Genomic DNA, 20,723 nt, shown 5'->3' with positions numbered 1-20,723 from the left:
CTGGGCCGGATCCCCCCTCGTCTTCATCCCCGGCTACAACGTTCAGCTTCCGCGGGGCGCTGGCCTCCGGTTTTCGCCCTGCACGAGACCTATGGCGGCGCGCCTGACGTGGTGGTCTCACCTGGCCGTCGGACGGCGGCATGTGCCCCTGCTCGCCTACGCGACGACCGCCGACGCCCGTCGGCGCCCGCTCGGGGGCCCCTTCGCTTCCTCTGGCCGCCGACGCCCGCCCCCCCCCCCTCCCCCAACGCCGCCCCCCCCCCCACGCGCCTCGGCTCTGCCGCGCGCGGCCGCAGTCGACACGGCTTCACGTCACCGGCTGGTCGGCCGACTACACGACGGAAGCAGGTCGTGCGCGACGTGCGGGCGGTGCTGGCGGGAAGGCCCGCCGCTGCGAGGCGGCGCTACAGCCGCGCCCCCCCCGATATGTCAGGCGGCCACGCGGCGTTCCGGCAGCGGCCCGTTGACGGCGCCCCCTCGTCCCGCTATCGTCGCAGACAACATGCGTCGATTCCGGGCAGGGGGCCCGCGAATGGCCCAATTGCCACAAATACCCACCGAGACGCGCCCCACCATGAAGATGCGCTCCTGGCTCCGCGCGGGCCGGCTTCTACTTCTCGCCCTGGCCCTCATTGTGTCCGCACAAGTGAGGGAAATCGGCTATCTGGTCATCGATCAGGCCGTGATGTGGCTGCCCACGGGGGTGGCCCTGGCCGGGTTGTGGCTGCTGGGGGCGCGGGCGTGGTGGGTCGTGTTTGTTTCGACGGTTTTCACCCGCCTGGCCATCGGCTACGGGCTCGGGGTGTCGCTGCCGGCCGGGATCGGCAGTACGGCTGAAGCCCTTGTCGGCCTGCTGCTGCTGCGGCGCTTCGGCTTCCGGCCTCATTTCGAACGGTTGCGTGACGTGCTGGCGCTCTGTGTCGCGGCGGCAGTCTCGCCGTTGGCCAGCATCCTGATGTCGTTCATCGCGCGCGCCTACCTCTGGCCCGATCCCCACATCCCGTTCCATTCGGGATGGGACGGCTGGTGGCGCATGAATGTCATCGGCGCCCTGGCGGTCGTACCGGTGACGGTGATCTGGCTGGCGCATCCGCGGCCACGCCTGGTGTGCCTGGGCTCGCTGCACATTGCCCTGGTGGCCCTCGTCCAGGCCACGCTGGTTGCCTTCATTTTCGTCTTCGGGCCCGGCGGCGTTACCGGCGTGGTTCTCCTGAACCTGACGGTGCTGGTTCCCCTCTACGCTGCCGTGTACCAGGGGCCGCGCAGTGCCGTGACTGCCGGGGCGCTGGCGGCCATCGTCATTGCACTGGCAACGACCAGGGGAGCCGGCCCGTTCCTGGCCGTGGCGCGGGAAGAGCGTCATGTCGTGCTGCAGCTGCTCGAGCTGTTCCTGGTCGGCATGCCGCTCGTGTTCGGCGCCCTGGTCGCCGAGCGGCGCGCCGCCGAAGCTGAACGCCGTCGCGCCGACACCGAGCTGGCCCACAGCCGCGAACTGCTGGCCTCGATCAACCGCAACGTCAACGAGGGCCTCTACCGCAGCGCGCCCGACGGCACGATCATCTACGCGAACATGGCCTTTGCCCGCCTTTTCGGCTGCGAGACACCCGAGGAGATCCTGCCGACCAACGCCTTCACGCTCCACGCCGATCCCGAGCGGCGGGAGGAGCTGAAGGGCGTCATCGCCCGGAGCGACTTCATCGCGAACGAGGAAGTGCTGTTCCGCCGCCGCGACGGTTCCACGTTCTGGGGCCTGGTCTCGAGCACGGTCGTGCACGGCCCCGACGGCGCCATCACGGGCTACGACGGGGCCATCACCGACATCACCGTCTGGAAGGGCCTGGAAGAGCAGTTGCGGCAATCGCAGCGCCTGGAGGCGGTGGGCCAGCTGGCCGGCGGCATCGCCCACGACTTCAACAACGTGCTGACGGCCATCGTGGGTTATGCCGAGCTGATCCGCTCGTCGGTGCCCGGGCAGGGCGAGGTGCATGGTTTCGGCTCGGGCGTGCTGCGCGCCGCCGAGCGCGCCGCGGCCCTCACGCGCCAGCTCCTGGCCTACAGTCGCCGGCAGGTGCTCTCGCCGCAGGTGCTCGAACTGGGCGCCGTGGTCGAGCACCTGGGCGAGATGATGCACCGCCTCATCGGCGAGAACATCCGGCTTCGCATCACCATCGACCCGGCAGGCAGCTGGGCGCGGGTCGACCGCAGCCAGCTGGAGCAGGTGGTCCTCAACCTGGTCGTCAACGCCCGCGATGCCATTGCAGAGAAGGTCACCGGCGGCGAAGGCGGCACCATCACCATCACCGTGGCGCCCATCGACGTGGATGGCCCCCTGGCTGAGCGGCACGTCTGGCTGCGCCCCGGGCCGCATGTCGCGCTGGTGGTGGCCGACAACGGCATCGGCATGACGGAGGAAACCCGCGCCCGCGCCTTCGACCCGTTCTTCACGACGAAGGACCGCGGCAAGGGCACGGGCCTGGGGCTGTCGACGGTGTACGGCATCGTCAAGCAGAGCGGCGGCGGCGTGTTCATCGACAGCGCCGCCGGGAGCGGCACCGCGGTGACGGTGTACCTGCCGCGCGTCGAGGCCGGCGCCGAACCCGAGCCCGCGCCCGCGCCGCGCCCGACCGCTGCCGAGGCGGCCACCATCCTGTTCGCCGAGGATGATCCCAACGTGCGCGAAACCACCGTCCAGCTGCTGGCACGGGCGGGCTTCACGGTGGTGGCGGGAATCGACGGCCTGGACGCGCTGGAACTGGCCGGCCGGCACGCCGGCAACATCGACCTGCTCGTCACCGACGTCGTCATGCCGCGACTGGGCGGGCGCGAACTGGCCTCGCGCCTGACGGCGGAGCGCCCCGGCCTGCGCGTGCTGTTCATCTCGGGCTACACCGACGACGTCGACGACCTGCGCGAACTCGCGGGCGCCGGCGGCGATTTCCTGCAGAAGCCGTTCGGCCCCGAAGCACTGGTCACCCGCGTGCGAGCGCTGCTCGGCCGTACCGGCTGAGCCTAGCCCACCGCCCCGCTCTCGCGCGACGGCGGCGCCGCATACGCACTGCCGTGCACGCCCGGCACGGCCCGCCCCGACGGGTCATCGCGCAACCGCAGGCTCGCATCCCAGGCCAGCGCCGCCTCCGTCGAGCACGCCACCGACTTCCCGTACGGCACCGTCCGCAGCACCGAATCGCTGCCGCCGAAATGCTGCTCGAACACGGCGCGGTAGAAGTACGCCTCCTTCGACAGCGGCGTATGGATCGGGAACATGGCCGCGCGGTCGGCGAACACCTCGTCGGTCACCACCTGCTCGGCGGTGGCCCGCAGCGAATCGATCCAGCCGTAGCCGACACCGTCGGAGAACTGCTCCTTCTGGCGCCACGCCACGCTGGCGGGCAACAGTCCGGCAAAGCACTCGCGCAGCACGCGCTTCTCGATGACGCCGCCGCCGCACATCTTGTCGCCCGGCGCGATGTTCATCGCCACGTCCAGGAAGTTCTTGTCGAGGAACGGCACCCGCGCCTCCACGCCCCAGGCGGCCATCGCCTTGTTGGCGCGCAGGCAGTCGTACAGGTGCAGGTTCTCCAGCTTGCGCAGCAGCTCGAGGTGGAACTCCTCGGCGCCCGGCGCCTTGTGGAAGTAGAGGTAGCCGCCGAAGATCTCGTCGGCACCCTCGCCCGACAGCACCATCTTGATGCCCATCGCCTTGATGCGGCGCGCCATCAGGTACATGGGGGTGGCCGCGCGGATGGTCGTCACATCGTACGTTTCCAGGTGCCGGATCACGTCCGGCACGGCGTCGAGCCCCTCCTGCACGGTGTAGACCACTTCGTGATGCACGGTGCCCAGGTGGGCCGCCACTTCGCGCGCTGCCACGAGGTCAGGCGAGGTCTTCAACCCCACCGCGAAGCTGTGCAGCCGCGGCCACCACGCCTGCGAACGCTCGCCGTCTTCCACGCGCATCGCCGCATGACGCGCCGCCAGCGCCGCAATCACCGACGAATCGAGCCCGCCCGAGATGAGCACCCCGTACGGCACGTCGGACATGAGATGGCAGCGCACCGCATCGTCGAGCGCGGCCGCCAGCGCCGCCTTGTCGGTGGTCGCGTCCTTCACGCCTTCCCACGACTGCCAGTCGCGCCGCCACCAGCGGCGCGGCGCCTTCTGCCCGCTCATCCACAGGTGGCCCGGCGGGAACACGGCCACCTCGCGGCACACCGGCTCGAGCGCCTTCAGCTCCGACGCCACGTGCAGCGTTCCCTCGGCATCGTACCCGGTATAGAGCGGGATGATGCCCATGTGGTCGCGCGCGATCAGCCACCGCCCCCGCGCCTCGTCGTACAGCACGAACGCGAACATGCCGCGCAACTGGTCGAGGAACCCCTCGCCGTGCTCGGCATACAGCGCCAGGATCACCTCGCAGTCCGAACCCGTCTGGAACTCGTAGTCGCCCTTCAGCTGCGCCTTCAGTTCCTGGTGGTTGTAGATCTCGCCGTTCACCGCCAGCACATGGGTGCCCTCGGCGTTCTTCAGCGGCTGCGCCCCGCCCACCGGATCGACGATCGCCAGCCGCTCATGCGCCAGGATCGCGTTGGGCGCCGTGTGGATGCCCGACCAGTCGGGCCCGCGGTGCCGCATCAGGCGTGACATCTCCAGGGCGCGGCGCCGCAGCGCCACCGGGTCCGACTTCAGGTCGAGCAGGCAGAAAATCGAGCACATGGCGGGGAAACGCTCCTCGGGGGGGCTTGGTGTGTCCTACGGGTGTGTGGGCCTTTGATATCATATTATGCGGGTCTCGTACATAGCGGGGCTCCGGCGCAGCCGCTCCCCCCGCCCCCCTGTGCTGGCCCAGTCCACCGAACCCCAGTCGTGTCGCGGTCGGCGTGTTTCGCCGCGAATCCCTTGACGCCATACCAACCGGTTGGTATGCTCATCCCAACGAAAAGAGTCGCCATGCAGGATACCACACCGGAAAGCCCGCCCCGGAACGAATCGCGCCGCCGGTTCCTCGACGCGGCCGTCCACCTGATCCGGGCCCGGGGCTACGAGGCCGCCACCATCGACGACCTCTGCCGCGCCGCCGGCCTGACCAAGGGCAGCTTCTTCCACCATTTCAGGGGGAAGGAGGACCTGGCGCTGGCGGCGGCCGCCCACTTTGCCGCCGGGGCCGACGCGCTGTTCGCGCAGGCCCCGTACCACGAACCCGAGGACCCGCGGGACCGCGTGCTGGGCTATGTCGATTTCCGGCGCGCCATCCTGCAGGGCAGCCTGCCGCAGTTCACCTGCCTGCTGGGCACCGTGGTGCAGGAGACCTACGACACGCACCCCGCGCTGCGCGAAGCCTGCGACACCCACATCAGCGCGCATGCCGCCGTTGTCGCGCAGGACATCGAGGCGGCCCGCGAACTCCACGCCCCCCGGGCCGCCTGGTCCGCCGAGAGCCTGGGCCTGTTCACGCAGGCCGTGCTGCAGGGCTCATTCATCCTCGCGAAGGCCAGCGGCGGCCCCGCGGTGGCCGATGCATGCCTGTCCCATCTCCGACGCTACCTGGAACTGTTGTTCGATTCCCCCGCAACCAACCACCACCAAGGAGTGGATGATCATGGCGACCAACGCTAAGCCCTTCGTCTGGTACGAACTGACGACAACCGATACATCCGCCGCGCTGGCGTTCTACCAGAAGGTCTTCGGCTGGGACGCGCGCGACTCGGGCCTGCCCGGCATGAAGTACCTGCTGCTGTCGGCCGCCTCCGTCGAGCTCGGCGGCATGCTGTCGTTCGCCGATGTCGGCTGCGACACGGCCATGCCGCCGTTCTGGCTCGGCTACATCGGTTCCGACGATGTCGACAAGGATGCCGCACGCGTCAGGGCCGCCGGCGGCAAGGTGTACAAGGAACCCGCCGACATCCCCGGGCATCGGTCGCTTTGCCGTCGTCGCCGACCCGCACGGCGCCTCGTTCGTGCTGTTCCGCGGCACCGTCACCGACCACGAACCCGCAGCGGCGCCCCCCTACACCAATGGCCACATCGGCTGGCGCGAACTGCACGCCGGCAACGGCGAGGAGGCCTTCGCCTTCTACTCGGAGATGTTCGGCTGGACGAAGGCCGAAGCCATGGACATGGGCCCGCTGGGCATCTACCAGATCTACGCCATCAATGGCGAGTCGGCCGGCGGCATGATGACGAAGATGGCCGACACACCCGCGCCCATGTGGCTCTACTACGTGTGCGTGGACGACATCGATGCGGCCGTGACGCGCGCGAAGGACGCCGGCGGCAAGCAACTCCTGGAAACGCACGAGGTGCCGGGCGGCATGTGGATCTCGCAGTTCCTCGATCCCCAGGGTGCGATGTTCGCGATGGTGGGCCCGCGGCGCTGACCCGCACGATTGTCCGGCCGGTGCGCGCCCACCTAGCGCCCCGGCCGGTCATCCTCGCGCTCCATCCACTTGCGCTGGCGCAAGTCCTACGAACGGCAGCGCGGCTTCCCCTTCGCACGGTTCTCGGCGATGCGCGCCTTCACGACCTTCTTCACCAGCGCGGCCGGCAGCGGCTTGGCCGGGTCGAAGCGGATGGTGCCCTTGCTGAGGCTGTAGCCCGCCAGTTCGTCCGCCAGGTCCTCGATCACCTGCGGGCTCATCGGGTACAGCGAGCAGTGGTCCCGCGCCGCGGCGTAGCACACCAGCGCGCGTCCCTCGAGGCTCACGGCGGGCATCCCGTAGGAGATGCTGTCCTCGGCCCCGGGCGCCGCGGCGAGTATCCGGCTGCGCAGCTTCTCCAGCGCCGCGCGCTTGTCGTCGGGAAGGCGCGCGATGTACTCGGCCAGGTTGCGGGGCTTGGCGGGGGGCATGGGAGAGACTCCTTTGCCGGCGATGTGCGCGGTCAGGCGCGAAGGCGCGCCCGGGTGAACCCGCTCATGGTGACGCAAGGCTTGCGCCGGCGCAACACCGACGCACGTGGCACCGGTCAGTCCTCATCGGCGCCGGCCGCACGCGCCGTCACGAGCCGATACCCGAGATCCACTTCCGCCAGCCCGAGCAGATGACCGTGCCGCTGTTCCCACGCTCCGCTGTCCAGGTCCGCGCGCAGTTGCGCCAGCCCGGCCTCGACATTCGCCACACGTGCAAACGTGGATATGGCATGCCGCACGCCGGGGTCGAGGTACGCCTGCGGGCGGCGCCAGTACGCGCCCAGGAAGCCGTCGGTGCAGTCGTGCGGGATCGGCAGCGGCGTCACGGTGACAGGGCCCAGCGCAGACTCGAACTCGACGAGGGTCGGGAAGATGCCGCGGTCGATCTCGCGGATCTCCGGGAAGTAGTCGTCGACGAGCCAGAACGGCGCCGCCAGCGGGTCGTGGTTGAGGATCACCACACGCTGCCGCGCCACGCGCGCCAGTTCACGCAGGCCACGCACGCGGTCGGGCCAGTGATGCACCGTGAGCACGGCGAGCGCCGCCGCAAAGGAGCCGCTGCGCAGCGGCAGGTGCGTGGCCGAGGCGCGCACCACCGGGGCCGCGCCGGGCGCGCGCTGCCTCACCATGGCCAAGGCGGGCTCCACGGCCAGCACCTCGCGATCCGTCGGTTCGTACGAACCGGCGCCGGCGCCCACGTTCACGACGGGCGCAGCATCGCCCAGCGCCGCGAGGATCGCCGCCGCCAGCCGCGGGTCGGGCCGGCGGTAGCTCCCGTAGTCGCGGCCGAGATGATCGTAAAGCTGCGGCTTCGTGGTCCAGTCCATGGGACCCTCACTCCCGCGTCGCCGATGGTCGGATCACTTCACCAACCCACTCACGAACGGCCCCACCCCGTTCATGACCAGCTGCACGGCGATGACCGTCAACAGCAGCCCCATCAGCTTCTCGACGATCTTCATGCCGGTGGCGCCCAGGCGGCGCAGCACGGTGTCGGCCGTCAGCAGGATGGCGCCCGTCAGCAGCAGGATCAGCACCACCGAGCCGCCGACCACCACGGCGCCCGGCACGCCCGGCGCGCCGGCCTGCAGCACCATGACCGCCGTGATCGAGGCCGGCCCGGCAATGAGCGGAATCGCGAGCGGGGTCACCGAGGGGTCGTGGTCGGGATCGACAGGAACCTCGACCGGCCCGGCTGCCACGGCGCGCGCCGCCTGGTCCAGCCCGGTATGCCAGCGACGCGGCCGGCTCTGCAGCATGTCCAGCCCGATCCCGAACAGGATGACGCCGCCGGCGATGCGGAACGCGTCGATGGTGATGCCGAACGTGTGCAGCAGCGTGCTGCCCGCGTAGGTGAACGCCAGCAGCACGAACAGCGACACCAGCAGCGCCCGCCACAGGATGCGCCGCTTGCGCTTGCGCGACATGCCTGCGGTCTGGCCCGAGAAGAACGGGATGCAGCCGAGCGGGTCCACCACCGCGAACAGCGATGACAGGGAAAGGAGGGCGTATCCGGTCAGGTCCATGGCGGGCTCCGTTCGGGGGCACTCGCGCCCCTCGCGGTGTCGTGCAGCATCAGGCGGCAACACGGGCGAAGGTCACCATTGGCGGGCAAGCCGTCAAGCGTCGAGCCGCTTCTCGATCCGCCGGTCCGGCACCAGCCAAATCACCGCCACCAGCACGTAGACGCCGCAGGCGGCTGCCGGCAGCACGAAGGCCAGCGCCACGCCCACCAGGTAGAGCAGCAGCGAGAGCATACCCTTGCCGTCGCGACCGATCGCCGCCGCCAGCACCGAGTCCGCGCCGTGCCGCGCCACCAGTGCGCGCGTGAGGACGAAGTACGCGACAGCCGCCAGCAGCAGCACCACGCCGTACATTGCCACCGGCCAGGCGGCGAATTCGTTCTCGCCCATCCAGGCGGTGGTGAACGGGACCAGCGAGAGCCAGAACAGCAGGTGCAGGTTCGCCCACAGCACACGGCCGTCCACGTGACGCGCCGCCTGCAGCAGGTGATGGTGGTTGTTCCAGTAGATGCCCAGGTACACGAAGCTGAGCGCGTAGCTGAGCAGCACCGGCACCAGCGGCAGCAGGTCGGCCGGCGAGGTGCCGTGCGGCACCTTCAGCTCCAGCACCATGATCGTGATCAGGATGGCGATGACGCCGTCGCTGAACGCCTCGAGCCGGCCCTTGCCCATCGCCGTCCTTCCTCCTGCGATCTACTGGTTCTTCACCGCCGCCAACACCTTCTTCAGCTGCGCGTCGCCCGGCGCCAGCTGCACGGCGCGCTCCAGTTCGCGCACCGCGTCGGCCTTGCGGCCGGCCTGCGCGTAGAAGCCGCCCAGCTGGCCGTGCGCCTCGGCGCTGTCGGGCCACAGTTCGATCATGCGCCTGAACGTGGCGATGCCGCCTTCCAGGTCGCCGCTCATCGCCTGCGCCACGCCCAGGTTGCCCATCAACGAGGGGTCGTCCTGCTTCGCGGCCGCCAGCGCCGCCACGGCGGACTTGAAGTGCGGCACGGCCTGCGCCGGCTGCTGCATCTGCATGAACACGAACCCGAGCTGGCCGGCGAGCCGCGGTGCATTGCCGGCGGCCGAGAGGGTCTTCTCGAGCACGGCGCGTGCGCCGGGAATGTCGTTCGCGTCGATCAGCACGCTCGACAGCGCCAGCGCGCTCTGCTCGTCGACGGGATCCAGTTCCAGCGAGCGCGTCAGCTGCGTGCGCGCCAGCGCACGATCGCCCGTCTCCAGCGCGATGACCCCGCCGTAGAAGTACGAGCGCGGCAGCCGCGCATCGAGCTGCTGCGCCTGGGCCACCAGCGCCGCGCCCTCGCGCGACCTGCCCAGGCGGTGCATCCCGTAACCCTTGCCGGCCAGGCCCCAGGCCCATTTCGGGTCCACGGCCAGGCCCGAGTCGTACACCGCCACGGCGTGCGCGAACTGTCCGGCACCCATCAGCGCGTGCGCGTAGTCCTCGACCACGGCCAGGTCGCGCGGCTCGTCGGCGCGCAGGCCGCGGTACATCTTCAGCGCCTCGGGCACGCGGCCGCTGCGCGCCCACGCCTGCGCCAGGTTCAGGCGCACCGTGCGGTCCTGCGGGGAGCGCCCGTACTCGGCCTCGAGCACCTTCACGGCCTCGGCCATGCGGCCCTGCCGCATGTAGATGGTGGCCATGTTCACGGCGTTCTCGGCCCCGACAGCCACGCCCGGCGAGGTCGCGGCGTCATCCGCGCCGGCCACGTAGCCCAGCGAGCGCAGCATCTGCTCCATGCGCGCGGCCGCTTCCGGGTCGTTCACCACTTCACCGCTGTGCTGCAGCGGCGTCGTCTCCCAGGTGGCCACCTGGCGCACCGGGTTCGCGGTGCGGAATTCGCCGCTCAGCGCGCCGCTGAGCACCTGGCCGTGCAGGTCGCCGGCCACCGGCAGGCCCAGCAGGGCCGCCACCGTCGGCGCGATGTCGTAGATGCTCGCGCCGGTGATCGGCGTCCCGCCGCGCACACCCGGCCCGTTCAGCACGAGGATGCCGTCGATCATGTGCGAGGCATCGGCGAGCTCGGTGTCGACGTGATCCTCGCGCAGCCGCTCGGTGCCGGTGCGGAACCCGTGGTCCGAACACACGATGATGGTCGTGTTCGGCCCGCGCTTGGCCAGCAGTTCGCCCACCAGCGAGTCCTGCCACGACCAGTACGCCGCCACCGCGTCCTTGTACGCCGCATAGTCGGCGTCGGAAACCCATTCCTGCTTCGGTTCGGCGAAGTTGTTGAACAGGTGCATCGAGGCGTCGGTGCCCTCGTAATACACGGCCAGCAGCGACGGCCGCTGCTTGGCCAGCCTCTCCAGTGCGATGTCGGTGTAGCCGCGCGCCGTCGCCATCGCCTGGCGCAGGTGCGCCACCGGCGTGCTGTAGGGGTTGTCGGTGGCCGTCGTGGCTGCGGCGATCTGCGCCTCGGTCAGGTTCACGATGCGCTGCAGCAGCGCGTTGGGGATCGCCTCCGGCGCCGGCAGCAGGCCCGCCACGTCCTTCGCGTAGGCCTCGGGCCACACCTTGCCGACATCGTCGACACCGCGCCCGGTGATGCCGAAGCTGTGCCACCCCACATAGTCGCTGACCATGAACCCGTTGATGGGCTCGACCGGCCATGTGGCCCACCAGCCGATCACGCCGGCCGTCAGCTTGTTCTCGCTGGCCACGTTCCACACCGCGCGCACCTGCCGGCTGCGGCTGCTGATGGGGATCTTCTGGCCGTCGGGTGTCGTCGACATGAACCAGGTCACGCCGTGGCGATCTGGCGTCTGCCCGGTGGCGATGCTGGTCCACAGCACCGGCGACAGCAGCGGCATCTCGCTGCGCAGGCGGCCCCAGGCGCCTTCGTCGCGCAGCTTCTTCAGGTTGGGCATATGGCCGGCGTTCATCACCGGCTCGAGGATGTCCCAGTCGCCGCCATCCAGGCCGATGATCCACACTTCCTGCTGCGGCTTCCTGCCGCAGCCCGCCAGTGGCAGAAGCGCCGCGGTCGCCAGCATGGCCAACACGGCCAGGCCGCAGGCCGCCTTGCCTTGGATCTTCCCGTACATGGAACCTGTGCTTCCTTCGCCCGGCCTGCCTGACCCGCGGCGGCCCTGGCGCTGGTGGAGGGTGGGCCCGGCGGCGCCATGGGGGCCGGCCGTGCCAGGGAGGTGAATCCAGACGCTCAACCTAGCGGTGGGCAGCGGCCCGGGCAAGGTACAGGGGGCGGTTCGGGGCCGATTCGGGGCGGTTCCGGCCGCCGGGCGCCAATTCAAATAAACCTGACAAAATCAGGTTGCATTAGACTGGCTACCCTGCTAAGCTGTCTTGGTACTGATGAAACGAGCCTTCAGCGTCCCCGGAGCGGAATTGAGCCTCCACCCCCGGGAGACGCTTTCGGATCGCCCATCGCCTGAGAAGTGAGCCGCCCCAAGAGGCGGCTCCTTTTCTTTGTCCCGGAGCGGCCGTCTCCGGACCCGACCGAATCCGGTTGAAATTAATCCCAATTATCAAATACCATCACAGGCCCAGCCGCTCCCCTGCGGTGCGGCGCCCCAGAGCCCGTACCGGAGGTGCGTCATGCGCCATTCGCTCCCGTTGCTCCTGATCGTGATCGCCCTGGCCACCGCCCTGCCCGCCGCCGCCCAGTCCCTCGACCTGACGATGACCACCGACCTGTACTGCAACGACCCGCCGGTCAGCGGCCAGCTCGGTTCCGGCTGGAACGTGGCGACCGTCCCTGGTCTCTGCGGAGGCACGGTGATGACCGGCGGCAACGCCGACGCCTTTGGCGTGAACCTGCTGGTCCCCTCGCAGGTGACGGTCACCACGGTGTCCTCCTTCCTCGAGGTGACGATGCTGCAGTCCCCGTACACCGCGAACGACTGCGTGGCCAATTCCACGCTCATGCCGAACCCGACGGTGACCATCTGCCTGCCCCCGGGCTACTACTCGATCCTGCTCTCGTCGCCGCTTCGTGTCCTGACGCCGTACGAAGTGAGCGTGACCTGCACGCCGTGCGAACCGGTGGCGGTGGAGACGGCGCCGTGGGGCACACTCAAGGGCAGTTTCCGGTAGCGCCGCCTGCGCGGTGATGGAAAAGACAAGGAGCCTCCTTCACGGGAGGCTCCTTGCGTTCCCAGCCAGTGCCGCGCCGGATCAGCGCGCCAGGATCATCTTCCCCGACTTCACGACGCCACCGCTGCTCAGCCGATGGAAGTACACGCCCGACGCCGCTTCACGCCCTGCGTCGTCACGCCCGTCCCAGACCACGTCGTGCGCGCCCGCGGACACATGCCCGTCGACCAGGCGCCGCACCAGGCGGCCGTCCAGCGAGTAGATGTCCAGCCGTGCGTCCTGCGCCGCCGGCACCGAGAACGTGATCACGGTGCGCGGGTTGAACGGGTTCGGCACGGCGCCCCCGAGTGTGACGACCGAAGCCGGCGGCGTGTCGCCGACAGCCGAGGTACTCGACACCGAGAACGTGACCGGCACCGAGGCCGGTGCACCGTTGCCGGCCATCACCAGCAGCGCCTCGTACACGCCTTCGGCAAGACCCGTCGAGTCCAGCGTCAGCTGCAGCGTCTGGCTGCTGCCGGCCGGGACGGTCAGCGTCGATGTCGACCACTGCAGCCAGCCCAGGTCGCGCCCGACGGCGAACACGGCGCTGGTGTCGGCCACCGCGGGCGCCGACACGTCGCGCACGCGCACGCGCGCAAACGGACCGGGGCTCGCCCGTCACCGCGGGCCAGGTCCAGGTACCGCCCGCCGCCGGCGTCGAGGCCACCAGCGTTTCCCAGGCGCCGCCGTCGGCGCGCTGCAGGTCGACCGCCACGCTGGTCGGGCCGTTGAAGGCCTGGAACCCGACCGTCAGCGGCTGTCCCAGCACCGCGACGACGCCGGCCGCGGGCGCGTTGACGCGGATGGCCGGCCCTGTGGAAACCAGCACGATCTGGCCGCTGAGGAAGTGCGGGTCGTCGCCCCAGTTGTCGCCCTGCAGTTCCCAACCGAAGGCCGCGTTGCCGGCCAACCCGGCCGTGAAGGTCACGTTGACCGTCGCGGTGCCGATCTGGCCGTTGTCGAGGAACCCGCCGTCGCCCCAGACCACGCGCGCACCGTCGCCGGTCGCATCGTTCGAGTTGACCGGGCTGTTGCCGCCGAACCAGGCCGTGCTCGCGTTGACGATCACTCCCGGCGGCGCGTCGAAGGCCATGCCGATGATCCACTCCTGGCCTCCGGTCACGGCATCGATGGTCAGGTGCAGGTCCACCGTCGTGCCCGCGTCGTACTCGAAGGCGTCGGCGGTGAAGGTGCTGCCGGCGATGCTCGACGGTGTCAGGATCGGCTCTTCGGCACCGATTCCAGCGGACTTGCTGCCGCCCATCACCGCCGGATCCAGCTTCGCCAGCGAGACCTGCAGCAGCGAGCCCGCGTCACCGGCGTTCGTCACCAGCAAGTCGCGCGTGACGACGCCGCCCGGCGCCACGCCGGCCGTCACCGACGAAGGCGTCACCACGGCCGACGGCTGCAGCAGCCCGCCCAGCGGCATGAACAGGATGGCGCGCCCGGCGGCCACCGTCGCCGCGCCGCCCATCGTGTGGTTCCAGTACGAGTAGAGCAGGCCGTCCTGCCCGTCCGGGCTCTGGATGCCGACGGTCGCGTAGGCATTCAGGTCGTCGGTGTTGTTCACCGTCTTGTACTGGAAGAGGATCATGCCTTCGCCGCTGATGGTCTGGTAGTAGGCCGGGTCCAGCAGGATCAGCTGGAAGTCCTGCGGGTGCTGTGTGTAGCCCTGGTAGCACTGCACCATGTCGCGCCACTGCACGATGTAGCGGTGCTCCACCGCGTCGTACCAGTGGTAGACGAGGTTGTCGCCGCTCTGCATCAGGTTGTCCCAGAAGGGCGCCAGCATGGCGCGCGGCGTGCCGCCGGCGCCGGGAATGCCCGCATTGTGGTAGCTGACCAGACTGCACTGGCCGAACGCCACCCAGCCGTTCGAGCAGATCGACAGTTCGGTCTGTTCCTTGCCGTAGTAGCGGAAGGCGAACGGAAGGGTCACAAGCTTGGTGTCGTCCTGTTCCCAGCCGTAGTCGGACAGGCCCACGCTCACGCCGCTGCCGCCCAGCGCGGGCGTCAGTTCCACCCAGTCGTAGACGGGCGCGTGCCCGCTGGCGATGTCGGTGTCGTCGAAGGCGTAGTAACCGTAGGCATCGGGACCGGTCGGCGAGTGCGCCATCTGCGTGCCCACCGTCACCGCGAACGGAAGCTCGGCCACCGTCTCGCCGCCGCTGCTGAGAACGAGCGTGCACGGCGCCAGGTGACCGGTGAAGCACTCCGTGCTGGCGTAGACCGCGAACGGCGCGCCCGCATTGCTGCCGCTGCCGCCGAGCGCGACACCGGGGAAGGCACCGTCGGCATCGGTCACCGACAACCAGGGGCTGGTGGTGGACAGCGTGGCCGTGAGCGCGCCCGAGGCCAGCGAGCCCCCGTTGGCCAGGGTCACCGTCAGGGCGCCGCCCTCGCCGGGATCAAGACTGCCGCCGGGCCCGCCGAAGGCGACCGAAGCCACCGACAGTCGCGGCGCGGACACCGTCAGTTGCACCGTCGAATTCCAGGTCAGCGCACCGTTGGTCGCCACCAGGTCCAGGCCCACGACCTGGCCGTCGGGGACGTCGGCCGCCAGCGTGACGAGCGCCACCGGCGCCGCCGCGACGGACTGCGCCGCGTTGATGTCGCCGTACGACTGCGCACCGGTCGTCACGGTGGCCCAGGGCGCGCCGCCCGCAAGCGTCGAACTCACGCCGAAGGCCGTGGTCGTGCCCGTGTTCCTGAGCGTCGGCACCAGGGCGAGCGTCTCGCCCGGGTTCGCCTGGCCGTTGCTGTTGCCCGAACTGCCCAGCGTCCCGTTGTCGATGATCTGCGTGGACAACAGGCCGCAGAACGTGGGCTGCTGGCCCACGGTCACGGTGCCCACATACGGAAGGAAGCCGTGCCCGCTCACCGTCAACTGCAGGGAGCCGGTCGCGAACGGGGCGCCCGCCAGCGTGACGTGGCCCTGGGCATCGGTGATGCCGCGCACCCGCGCGCCGCCGGCGTCGAGGGCGCAGACCAGCAGGCCCGGCACGGGCGCGGCGCCCGACTGCACGGTCACGGCCAGCGTGCCGGCGCCGAGTGCCAACGCAGCCGGGGCCGTCACCGTCAGCGTCTGCGGCACGCCGATCCACATGTCGGTTGCCGGGTCACCCATCAGGCTGTTCCACACGGCCCAGATCTGGGCGCGATCGGGCTCACCCACGTAGTAGTTCGTGTACAGGCACACCTTGCCGGCGGTCTGCCCGGCGCCCACGCGGTGGTCGGCGCCGTGCAGCAGGCCGTCCCAGGCGCCCATGAAGAAGGCGTTGTTGTAGCGCGTGTGCGTACCGGTCGTCGCCGTGCCCACCGCGGCGATGCCGCCGCCGTTCGCCGCGCGCATCCACGATTCGGATCGGCATTCCGAGGAGCTGGCGAAACTGCCCGTATCGCAGGTGGGCAGCAGGGCCACCGGCAGCTTGCCGCCGTTGGCCAGCAGGCTGATGTTGCCCGATTGGATGCCGCTCATGCCCAGGTAGCCGCGATAGCCGAACACCGAGGCGCCCTGGTTCAGCGAGGCGGTCATCTGCGTGGGGAAATTGCCGCTCCAGCACGTATCGACGCGCGCCCAGCCCAGGCCCAGCAGCTGCGTCTTCAGCCACTGGTTCACCCAGATGGTCGTGATGCCCGAGGCGCTCTCGTCACCCATCACCAGGGCCCGGCCGAACCACGCGGTGTCGGCCATGGGCGGCGTCTTCTCGTAGTTGAGGATCTTGTTCACCAGCACGTCGAGCTGGGAAAGGCTGGTATTGGAGAACGAGAGCCGGCCCACGTGCACGTCGGCCAGGATGTCCCCGCCGTCGAGCATGCCGTAGTAGTGGTCGCCTTCGCCGCCGTAGCCGGAGAGCTGCTCGTTCCAGGTCGGCACGCCGTAGGTGCCGCCGGCGTCGCCGACCAGCACCACGAACTCGAGCGGCGGCCGCGCCGGGTCGTCGTAGATCGCCTGCAGCGCCGCCTTGATGCCGCTGGTCGAGTTGCCCACGGCGTCGGCATCCACCACTTCGACGCTGTAGCCCTGCCGCTTGCGCCAATCGATGAGCGGCTGCAGCTTCGCCCGCAGCGTGGCGTTGCTGCGCGCCACGGCCACCCACAGGCCGGGCTCGGCGCCGTCGGCCGGCAGCGTCTTTTCGCGCGGCAGGTTCAGCACCTGCTCCTGCGCCAGCAGCGCGAACGAGCGCGGCAACGGACGCTGCGCCGCACTCGCCGCCTTCGCATCGACGATGTCGAAACGCAACTCGACAACGACGCGATCGCAAACCGCAGCGCGCCGCGCCGGCGCATCGTAATGCGCGGGCGCGATCGTCAGCGCCACCAGATCCTGGCCGGCCATCACGGCCGGCGCACCCACGGCCACCGTCGGCGCCGGCAGGCCGGCCTTGTCGGCGGACGACAACAGCGTGGCTGTCGCCGCGTTGAAGACAGGCGCCTGCCAGCCGGCCGTCGCGTACGCCGCGGCATCGCGCGTGAACGGCGTGCCGTCACCGGCGGTCACCGGCGCCAGGTCGAGGTCTTCCAGGATGACAGTGTGGTAGTCGACCACGGCGCCGCTCACGCGCACGCCTGCCGGCACCGCGACCAGGCGGCTGACCGTCGGCAACGCCGGTGCGCCCAGTGCGCCGAGTTCGCCGCCGCCGGGCACCAGCAGGGCGACCGCATCCGGGTGCGCGGCATCGCCGACTGTGCGGCGCTCGTAACCGGGGATCGTCAACTCGAGGCGCAGCGTGGTGGCCGTGCTGTCCAGCACGCGCCAGGCCGGGTCGGCGACCGCCGCCGCCGCTTGCGCTGCCTGAGCCGCCGGGGCCGGCGCGGACACGCCCGCCAGCACCCCGAGGCCCAAAAGGAGAGTTAACACACAGGCGCTGCGCGAGATCCGGGCGATTCTCGACATGATGAATGCTCACTTTTGGGCGCTGCGAAGGCGCCGGTCCGGGCTCCGGACGGCTGCTGGCCGAATAAGCCCCTTGTCCCCCAACAAGTTGACCAATCGGCGCCGTCCGGCAACGGACGGCGCGAACCTACACTATATCATATCGAGGGGAATTCCGGGCCTGGAAAGGTGGCGGGGACCGGTCACGACCCCGGCAGCGCGCCCAATTCGACAAGCACCGCCCGCCCGATCGCCTCGCGCTTGGCCGCATCGGCCATGCCGCCGGGCACGTCGATGTTCAACGCGAAGAACACCGCGCCCTGCGGCGTCTCGACCCAGCCCACCCACCAGCCGACCGGCCGGTCGATGCGCACGGACAAGCCGGTCTTCGCGCGCAGGATCCAGTCGCGGCCGGCCTCGTTGATCATCACGTCCTTGACCAGGCGCTGGTGCGCAACGTCGAACGGCAGTTCGTTGCGGTACAGGCGACGCAGGAAGGCCACCTGCTCCACGGCCGAGATGGCCAGCGAGCCGTCCAGCCAGAACGTCTCGACGTTGTCGCCCACCTCGAGATTGCCGTAGCCGACCTTCGCGAGGTACGCGCGTTCACGCTCGGCGCCGATCGCGCGCGCGAAGCCCTGGTACACCCACACGGTCGAGTGCCGCATCGACGAGCGCAGCGTCTGGTCGGCGTTCCAGCCGGCAATCGTGTGTTCCTTGCCGTCCCAGGTGATCTTCGCGAATTCATCGCGCAGCACGCCCGCGTCCAGCGCAAACAGCGCGTGCGGCACCTTGAACGTCGAGGCCGGGCAGAACCGGGTCGCCGCCCGCTCTGCGTCCCAAACCCACTGCTCGTCGCTGCGTTCGTCGACCACGAAGATCGTGCCGGTGGCATTGTTCTCGCTGAAGATCCGTTCCCACTGCGGTCGCGCGGTCGGCCCCGGCGCCGGCCCTGCCGCCACCCCGCCTGCGGACGCCGCAACGAGCAGCACCAGCGCCGCCACCATTACGGCGCGCCTCATGAACCGCCGCCCATCGCCACGTCCCATGCCGTGCGGAAGCAGAGCCGCACCAACTTCTCGTACAAGGGGCCGTTCAGCGTCTCGGGCGTGTCGTGCGGCGCATGCAGGTGGGGGTAGCTGTTGGTCGTGACCCAGTACAGCGTCTTGACGCCGAGGTCGTGGAACGGCGCCGCGTCAGCGCCGCCGCCGCCCCAGGTGCGGGTGACCATGCAGGCATCGTTGGCGGCATCGAGTTCCTTCGCCCGCGCCCACAGTTCCGGCGAGGTCTTGCCCGAGCCCACCTGGACGCTGTCGCCGCAGGCCACGCAGTCGAGGTTGAACATCGCGACGGTGTCGGCGAGCGGCAGGCGCGGATGGGCGGCGTGGTGCTTCGCACCCTCCAGCCCCGATTCCTCGCCGGCGAACAGCACGAACACCACCGTGCGCGCCGGACGACCCGCCTTCGTGAATGCCTCGGCCAGCCTGAGCACCGCCGCGCTGCCCGAGGCATTGTCGTTGGCGCCCGGGAAATAGAACCCGGATCCCTGCCGCCCCACATGGTCCAGGTGCCCGCCGATCACCAGCGGCTTGTCGGCCAGCGCCGGGTCCGAGCCGCGCAGCACACCCACCACGTTGCAGGTCGGGTGCGCGGCCTCGTAGCGGGCCTGCACGGCCACCGTTGCCCGCGTCGGCAGCACCTGCGAATGCGGCTTCTTCTCCTGGTCGATGAGCGCGCGCAACTGCGCCGCCTCGCCGCTGCCGCCGAGCAGCCGCTCGGCGACGGCCTCGCTGATCTCGAGCTGCGGGAAGTCGAGCGGCTGTTCGCCCGGCCCGTGCAGCACGCTGCCGATGGGCGCGCGCGCCGGCTTGCCCGCCGCCGCCGTCTCGAACCACAGCAGCGCCACGGCGCCGTGGGCCCGCGCCGCGAGCGACTTCTTTCGCGGCGTCTGGCTTTGCGCGTCCCAGCCTGTCGAGTCGGGCGCCCACGCCGGGTTCGGCTTGAAGCAGAGGACGATCTTCCCCTTCACGTCCACGCCCGCAAAGTCGTCGTAGCCGCGCGCCGGCTGGCTCAGGCCGTAGCCGGTGAAGACCACCGGAGCGGCCAATTCGCCGCTGCCCGAGAATCCGCGCGCCGTGAAATCGGCGCCCGGCCGACAGGTCGTGACGACGCCTTTCGCGTCCACCGTTTCCAGCCGGGGCGAGTCCGTGATCTCGTTGTACTCGGACGCAAACCACTGCAGCCAGCCCTTGCCATCGGCCGCAGCATCGCCACCCGGCTCCAGGCCGAGGGCGGCAAAGCGGGCCGCAGCCCAGCGCGCAGCCTCCACATAGCCACGCGAGCCCGACAACCGCCCGTCGTACTGTGGTGAGGAAAGGTGCGCCACATCGGCGAGCAGCGACTCGGCGGTGATGACCGCCAGGCCCGGCTCGGGCGCCGGCGCAGGCTGGGCAAGAGCGGCGCCGGCGAGCAGCACCAGGGGAAGGACGCGGAGTGGCATGCAAACGCGGCGCAGTTTCACGAAAGGCCCTCCCGGGCGGCGGGCTAGAACCAGAAGATGAGCTTCAGCTTGTACAGTTCGACACCGCCGTAGCTCCGGAAATTGCGGTAGTGTGTCGTCCGCTCGTTCCGCTCGGTGGGCGTGTAGCTGTCCCACCAGTACAGGCTCTCGTAATCTTCCGTCTCGCGCGAGAAGCTCAGGCCGGCTTCGGCTTCGACCTGCATGCGGTTCGAGACCCGGAACGAGGGACGAATGCCGAGCGTGATGTACCAGGTCTCACGGTCGGTGCTCTGGCGCGAGTTGCGATAGTCCCACAGGGCTCCGGTGTAGTGCTCGTAGTGGCGGGAGCGGTAGTCCTCCACGCTCCAGGTGTATGTCGCCGCGCCGACGCCGCTGACGGCCCAGCGGCCTTCCTGCCAGAACCGCCCGCCGGCCGCCAGGCGCACCCAGCCCTGTTCCCGTCGCGAGTCTTCGGTTCTCGGAGCGCCGTCGTCGCTCGTGTCGTTGTCGGTATCCCAGCCGCGGCTCTCGGTCTCCTGGCGATAGTCGTTCGGACCGGCGGCGACGCTCAGGTCCCAGCGAGGCGTGAAGCGGTAGCGGACGGTGAGGCCGCGCTCGGAATCGCCGGGATCCCAGCCGAAGGCCCAGTGACGCAGCGGGGCGACGGGCGCCTCTTCGGCGCCGGCCGCCAGGGGTGCCAGCAACACGAGCAACAGCACCAACGGCAGCATGCGGGTGGCAACGCGTCTCGCGGGCAAGGTCCGGTGACAGGCCATGAAGCGCTCCCTGCCGGTCGTGGCGTCCGATAGCGGTCCGAATCG

Annotated in this window: 13 protein-coding genes and 1 pseudogene; 4 read left to right on the top strand and 10 right to left on the bottom strand. The window is 70.1% G+C overall.

Features of this window, described 5'->3' with window-relative positions:
- Positions 1-574: 574 nt before the first annotated feature.
- Positions 575-3,007: a response regulator gene (locus IPG61_09485; protein ID MBK6734308.1), complete on the top strand. Its 2,433-nt coding sequence runs from the start codon at positions 575-577 to the stop codon at positions 3,005-3,007.
- A gap of 2 nt (positions 3,008-3,009) precedes the next feature.
- On the opposite strand, the gene asnB is transcribed toward IPG61_09485, so the two are convergent.
- Positions 3,010-4,713 (bottom strand): asparagine synthase B, encoded by a 1,704-nt coding sequence (gene asnB / locus IPG61_09480; protein MBK6734307.1) that lies wholly within the window; start codon positions 4,711-4,713, stop codon positions 3,010-3,012.
- A 234-nt stretch (positions 4,714-4,947) separates the two neighbouring features.
- On the opposite strand from asnB, the gene IPG61_09475 reads away from it, so the two are divergent.
- Together IPG61_09475 and IPG61_09470 are read left to right on the top strand one after the other, a co-directional pair.
- Positions 4,948-5,613, top strand: a complete 666-nt coding sequence (locus tag IPG61_09475) for a TetR/AcrR family transcriptional regulator (GenBank protein ID MBK6734306.1) — start codon at positions 4,948-4,950, stop codon at positions 5,611-5,613.
- Positions 5,597-6,374: pseudogene (locus IPG61_09470) on the top strand (VOC family protein). The gene IPG61_09475 and the pseudogene IPG61_09470 overlap by 17 nt, the downstream one beginning before the upstream one ends.
- Positions 6,375-6,460: 86 nt before the next feature.
- On the opposite strand, the gene IPG61_09465 reads toward IPG61_09470, so the two are convergent.
- From IPG61_09465 to IPG61_09445, 5 genes are all read right to left on the bottom strand, one after another.
- Positions 6,461-6,844 carry a DUF1801 domain-containing protein gene (locus IPG61_09465; protein ID MBK6734305.1) on the bottom strand — a complete coding sequence of 128 codons (384 nt, stop codon included), beginning with the start codon at positions 6,842-6,844 and terminating at the stop codon, positions 6,461-6,463.
- Positions 6,845-6,960: 116 nt separating this feature from the next.
- Entirely contained in the window at positions 6,961-7,731 is a 771-nt protein-coding gene (locus tag IPG61_09460; GenBank protein MBK6734304.1) for a class I SAM-dependent methyltransferase, read from the bottom strand.
- Positions 7,732-7,764: 33 nt separating this feature from the next.
- Complete coding sequence (locus IPG61_09455; GenBank protein ID MBK6734303.1) at positions 7,765-8,430, bottom strand: MarC family protein; 666 nt, start codon at positions 8,428-8,430, stop codon at positions 7,765-7,767.
- 93 nt (positions 8,431-8,523) lie between these two features.
- Positions 8,524-9,099: a DUF1211 domain-containing protein gene (locus IPG61_09450; protein MBK6734302.1), complete on the bottom strand. Its 576-nt coding sequence runs from the start codon at positions 9,097-9,099 to the stop codon at positions 8,524-8,526.
- A gap of 21 nt (positions 9,100-9,120) precedes the next feature.
- Positions 9,121-11,475, bottom strand: coding sequence for an alkaline phosphatase family protein (locus tag IPG61_09445; GenBank protein ID MBK6734301.1), 2,355 nt, complete (start codon positions 11,473-11,475; stop codon positions 9,121-9,123).
- A gap of 511 nt (positions 11,476-11,986) precedes the next feature.
- On the opposite strand from IPG61_09445, the gene IPG61_09440 reads away from it, so the two are divergent.
- On the top strand, positions 11,987-12,484 hold the full coding sequence (locus tag IPG61_09440) for a hypothetical protein (protein MBK6734300.1): 498 nt from the start codon (positions 11,987-11,989) through the stop codon (positions 12,482-12,484).
- 175 nt (positions 12,485-12,659) lie between these two features.
- On the opposite strand, the gene IPG61_09435 is transcribed toward IPG61_09440, so the two are convergent.
- The 4 genes from IPG61_09435 to IPG61_09420 all read right to left on the bottom strand — a co-directional run bounded on the left by IPG61_09435 (position 12,660) and on the right by IPG61_09420 (position 20,678).
- The gene (locus IPG61_09435) at positions 12,660-17,423 is read right to left on the bottom strand and encodes a hypothetical protein (protein ID MBK6734299.1); all 4,764 of its coding nucleotides are present in this window, start codon (positions 17,421-17,423) and stop codon (positions 12,660-12,662) included.
- A 182-nt stretch (positions 17,424-17,605) separates the two neighbouring features.
- The gene (gene blaOXA, locus IPG61_09430) at positions 17,606-18,409 is read right to left on the bottom strand and encodes a class D beta-lactamase (protein ID MBK6734298.1); all 804 of its coding nucleotides are present in this window, start codon (positions 18,407-18,409) and stop codon (positions 17,606-17,608) included.
- Between the two features lie 11 nt (positions 18,410-18,420).
- On the bottom strand, positions 18,421-19,923 hold the full coding sequence (locus IPG61_09425; protein ID MBK6734297.1) for a M20/M25/M40 family metallo-hydrolase: 1,503 nt from the start codon (positions 19,921-19,923) through the stop codon (positions 18,421-18,423).
- A 23-nt stretch (positions 19,924-19,946) separates the two neighbouring features.
- A complete protein-coding gene (locus IPG61_09420; GenBank protein ID MBK6734296.1) occupies positions 19,947-20,678 on the bottom strand; it encodes a hypothetical protein in 732 nt (243 codons plus the stop codon).
- Positions 20,679-20,723 lie beyond the last annotated feature (45 nt).

This window comes from bacterium, assembly GCA_016703265.1.
In the GTDB taxonomy this organism is placed as follows: Bacteria; Krumholzibacteriota; Krumholzibacteriia; order LZORAL124-64-63; family LZORAL124-64-63; genus CAINDZ01.
This window is presented reverse-complemented; position numbering and strand designations above follow the sequence as displayed.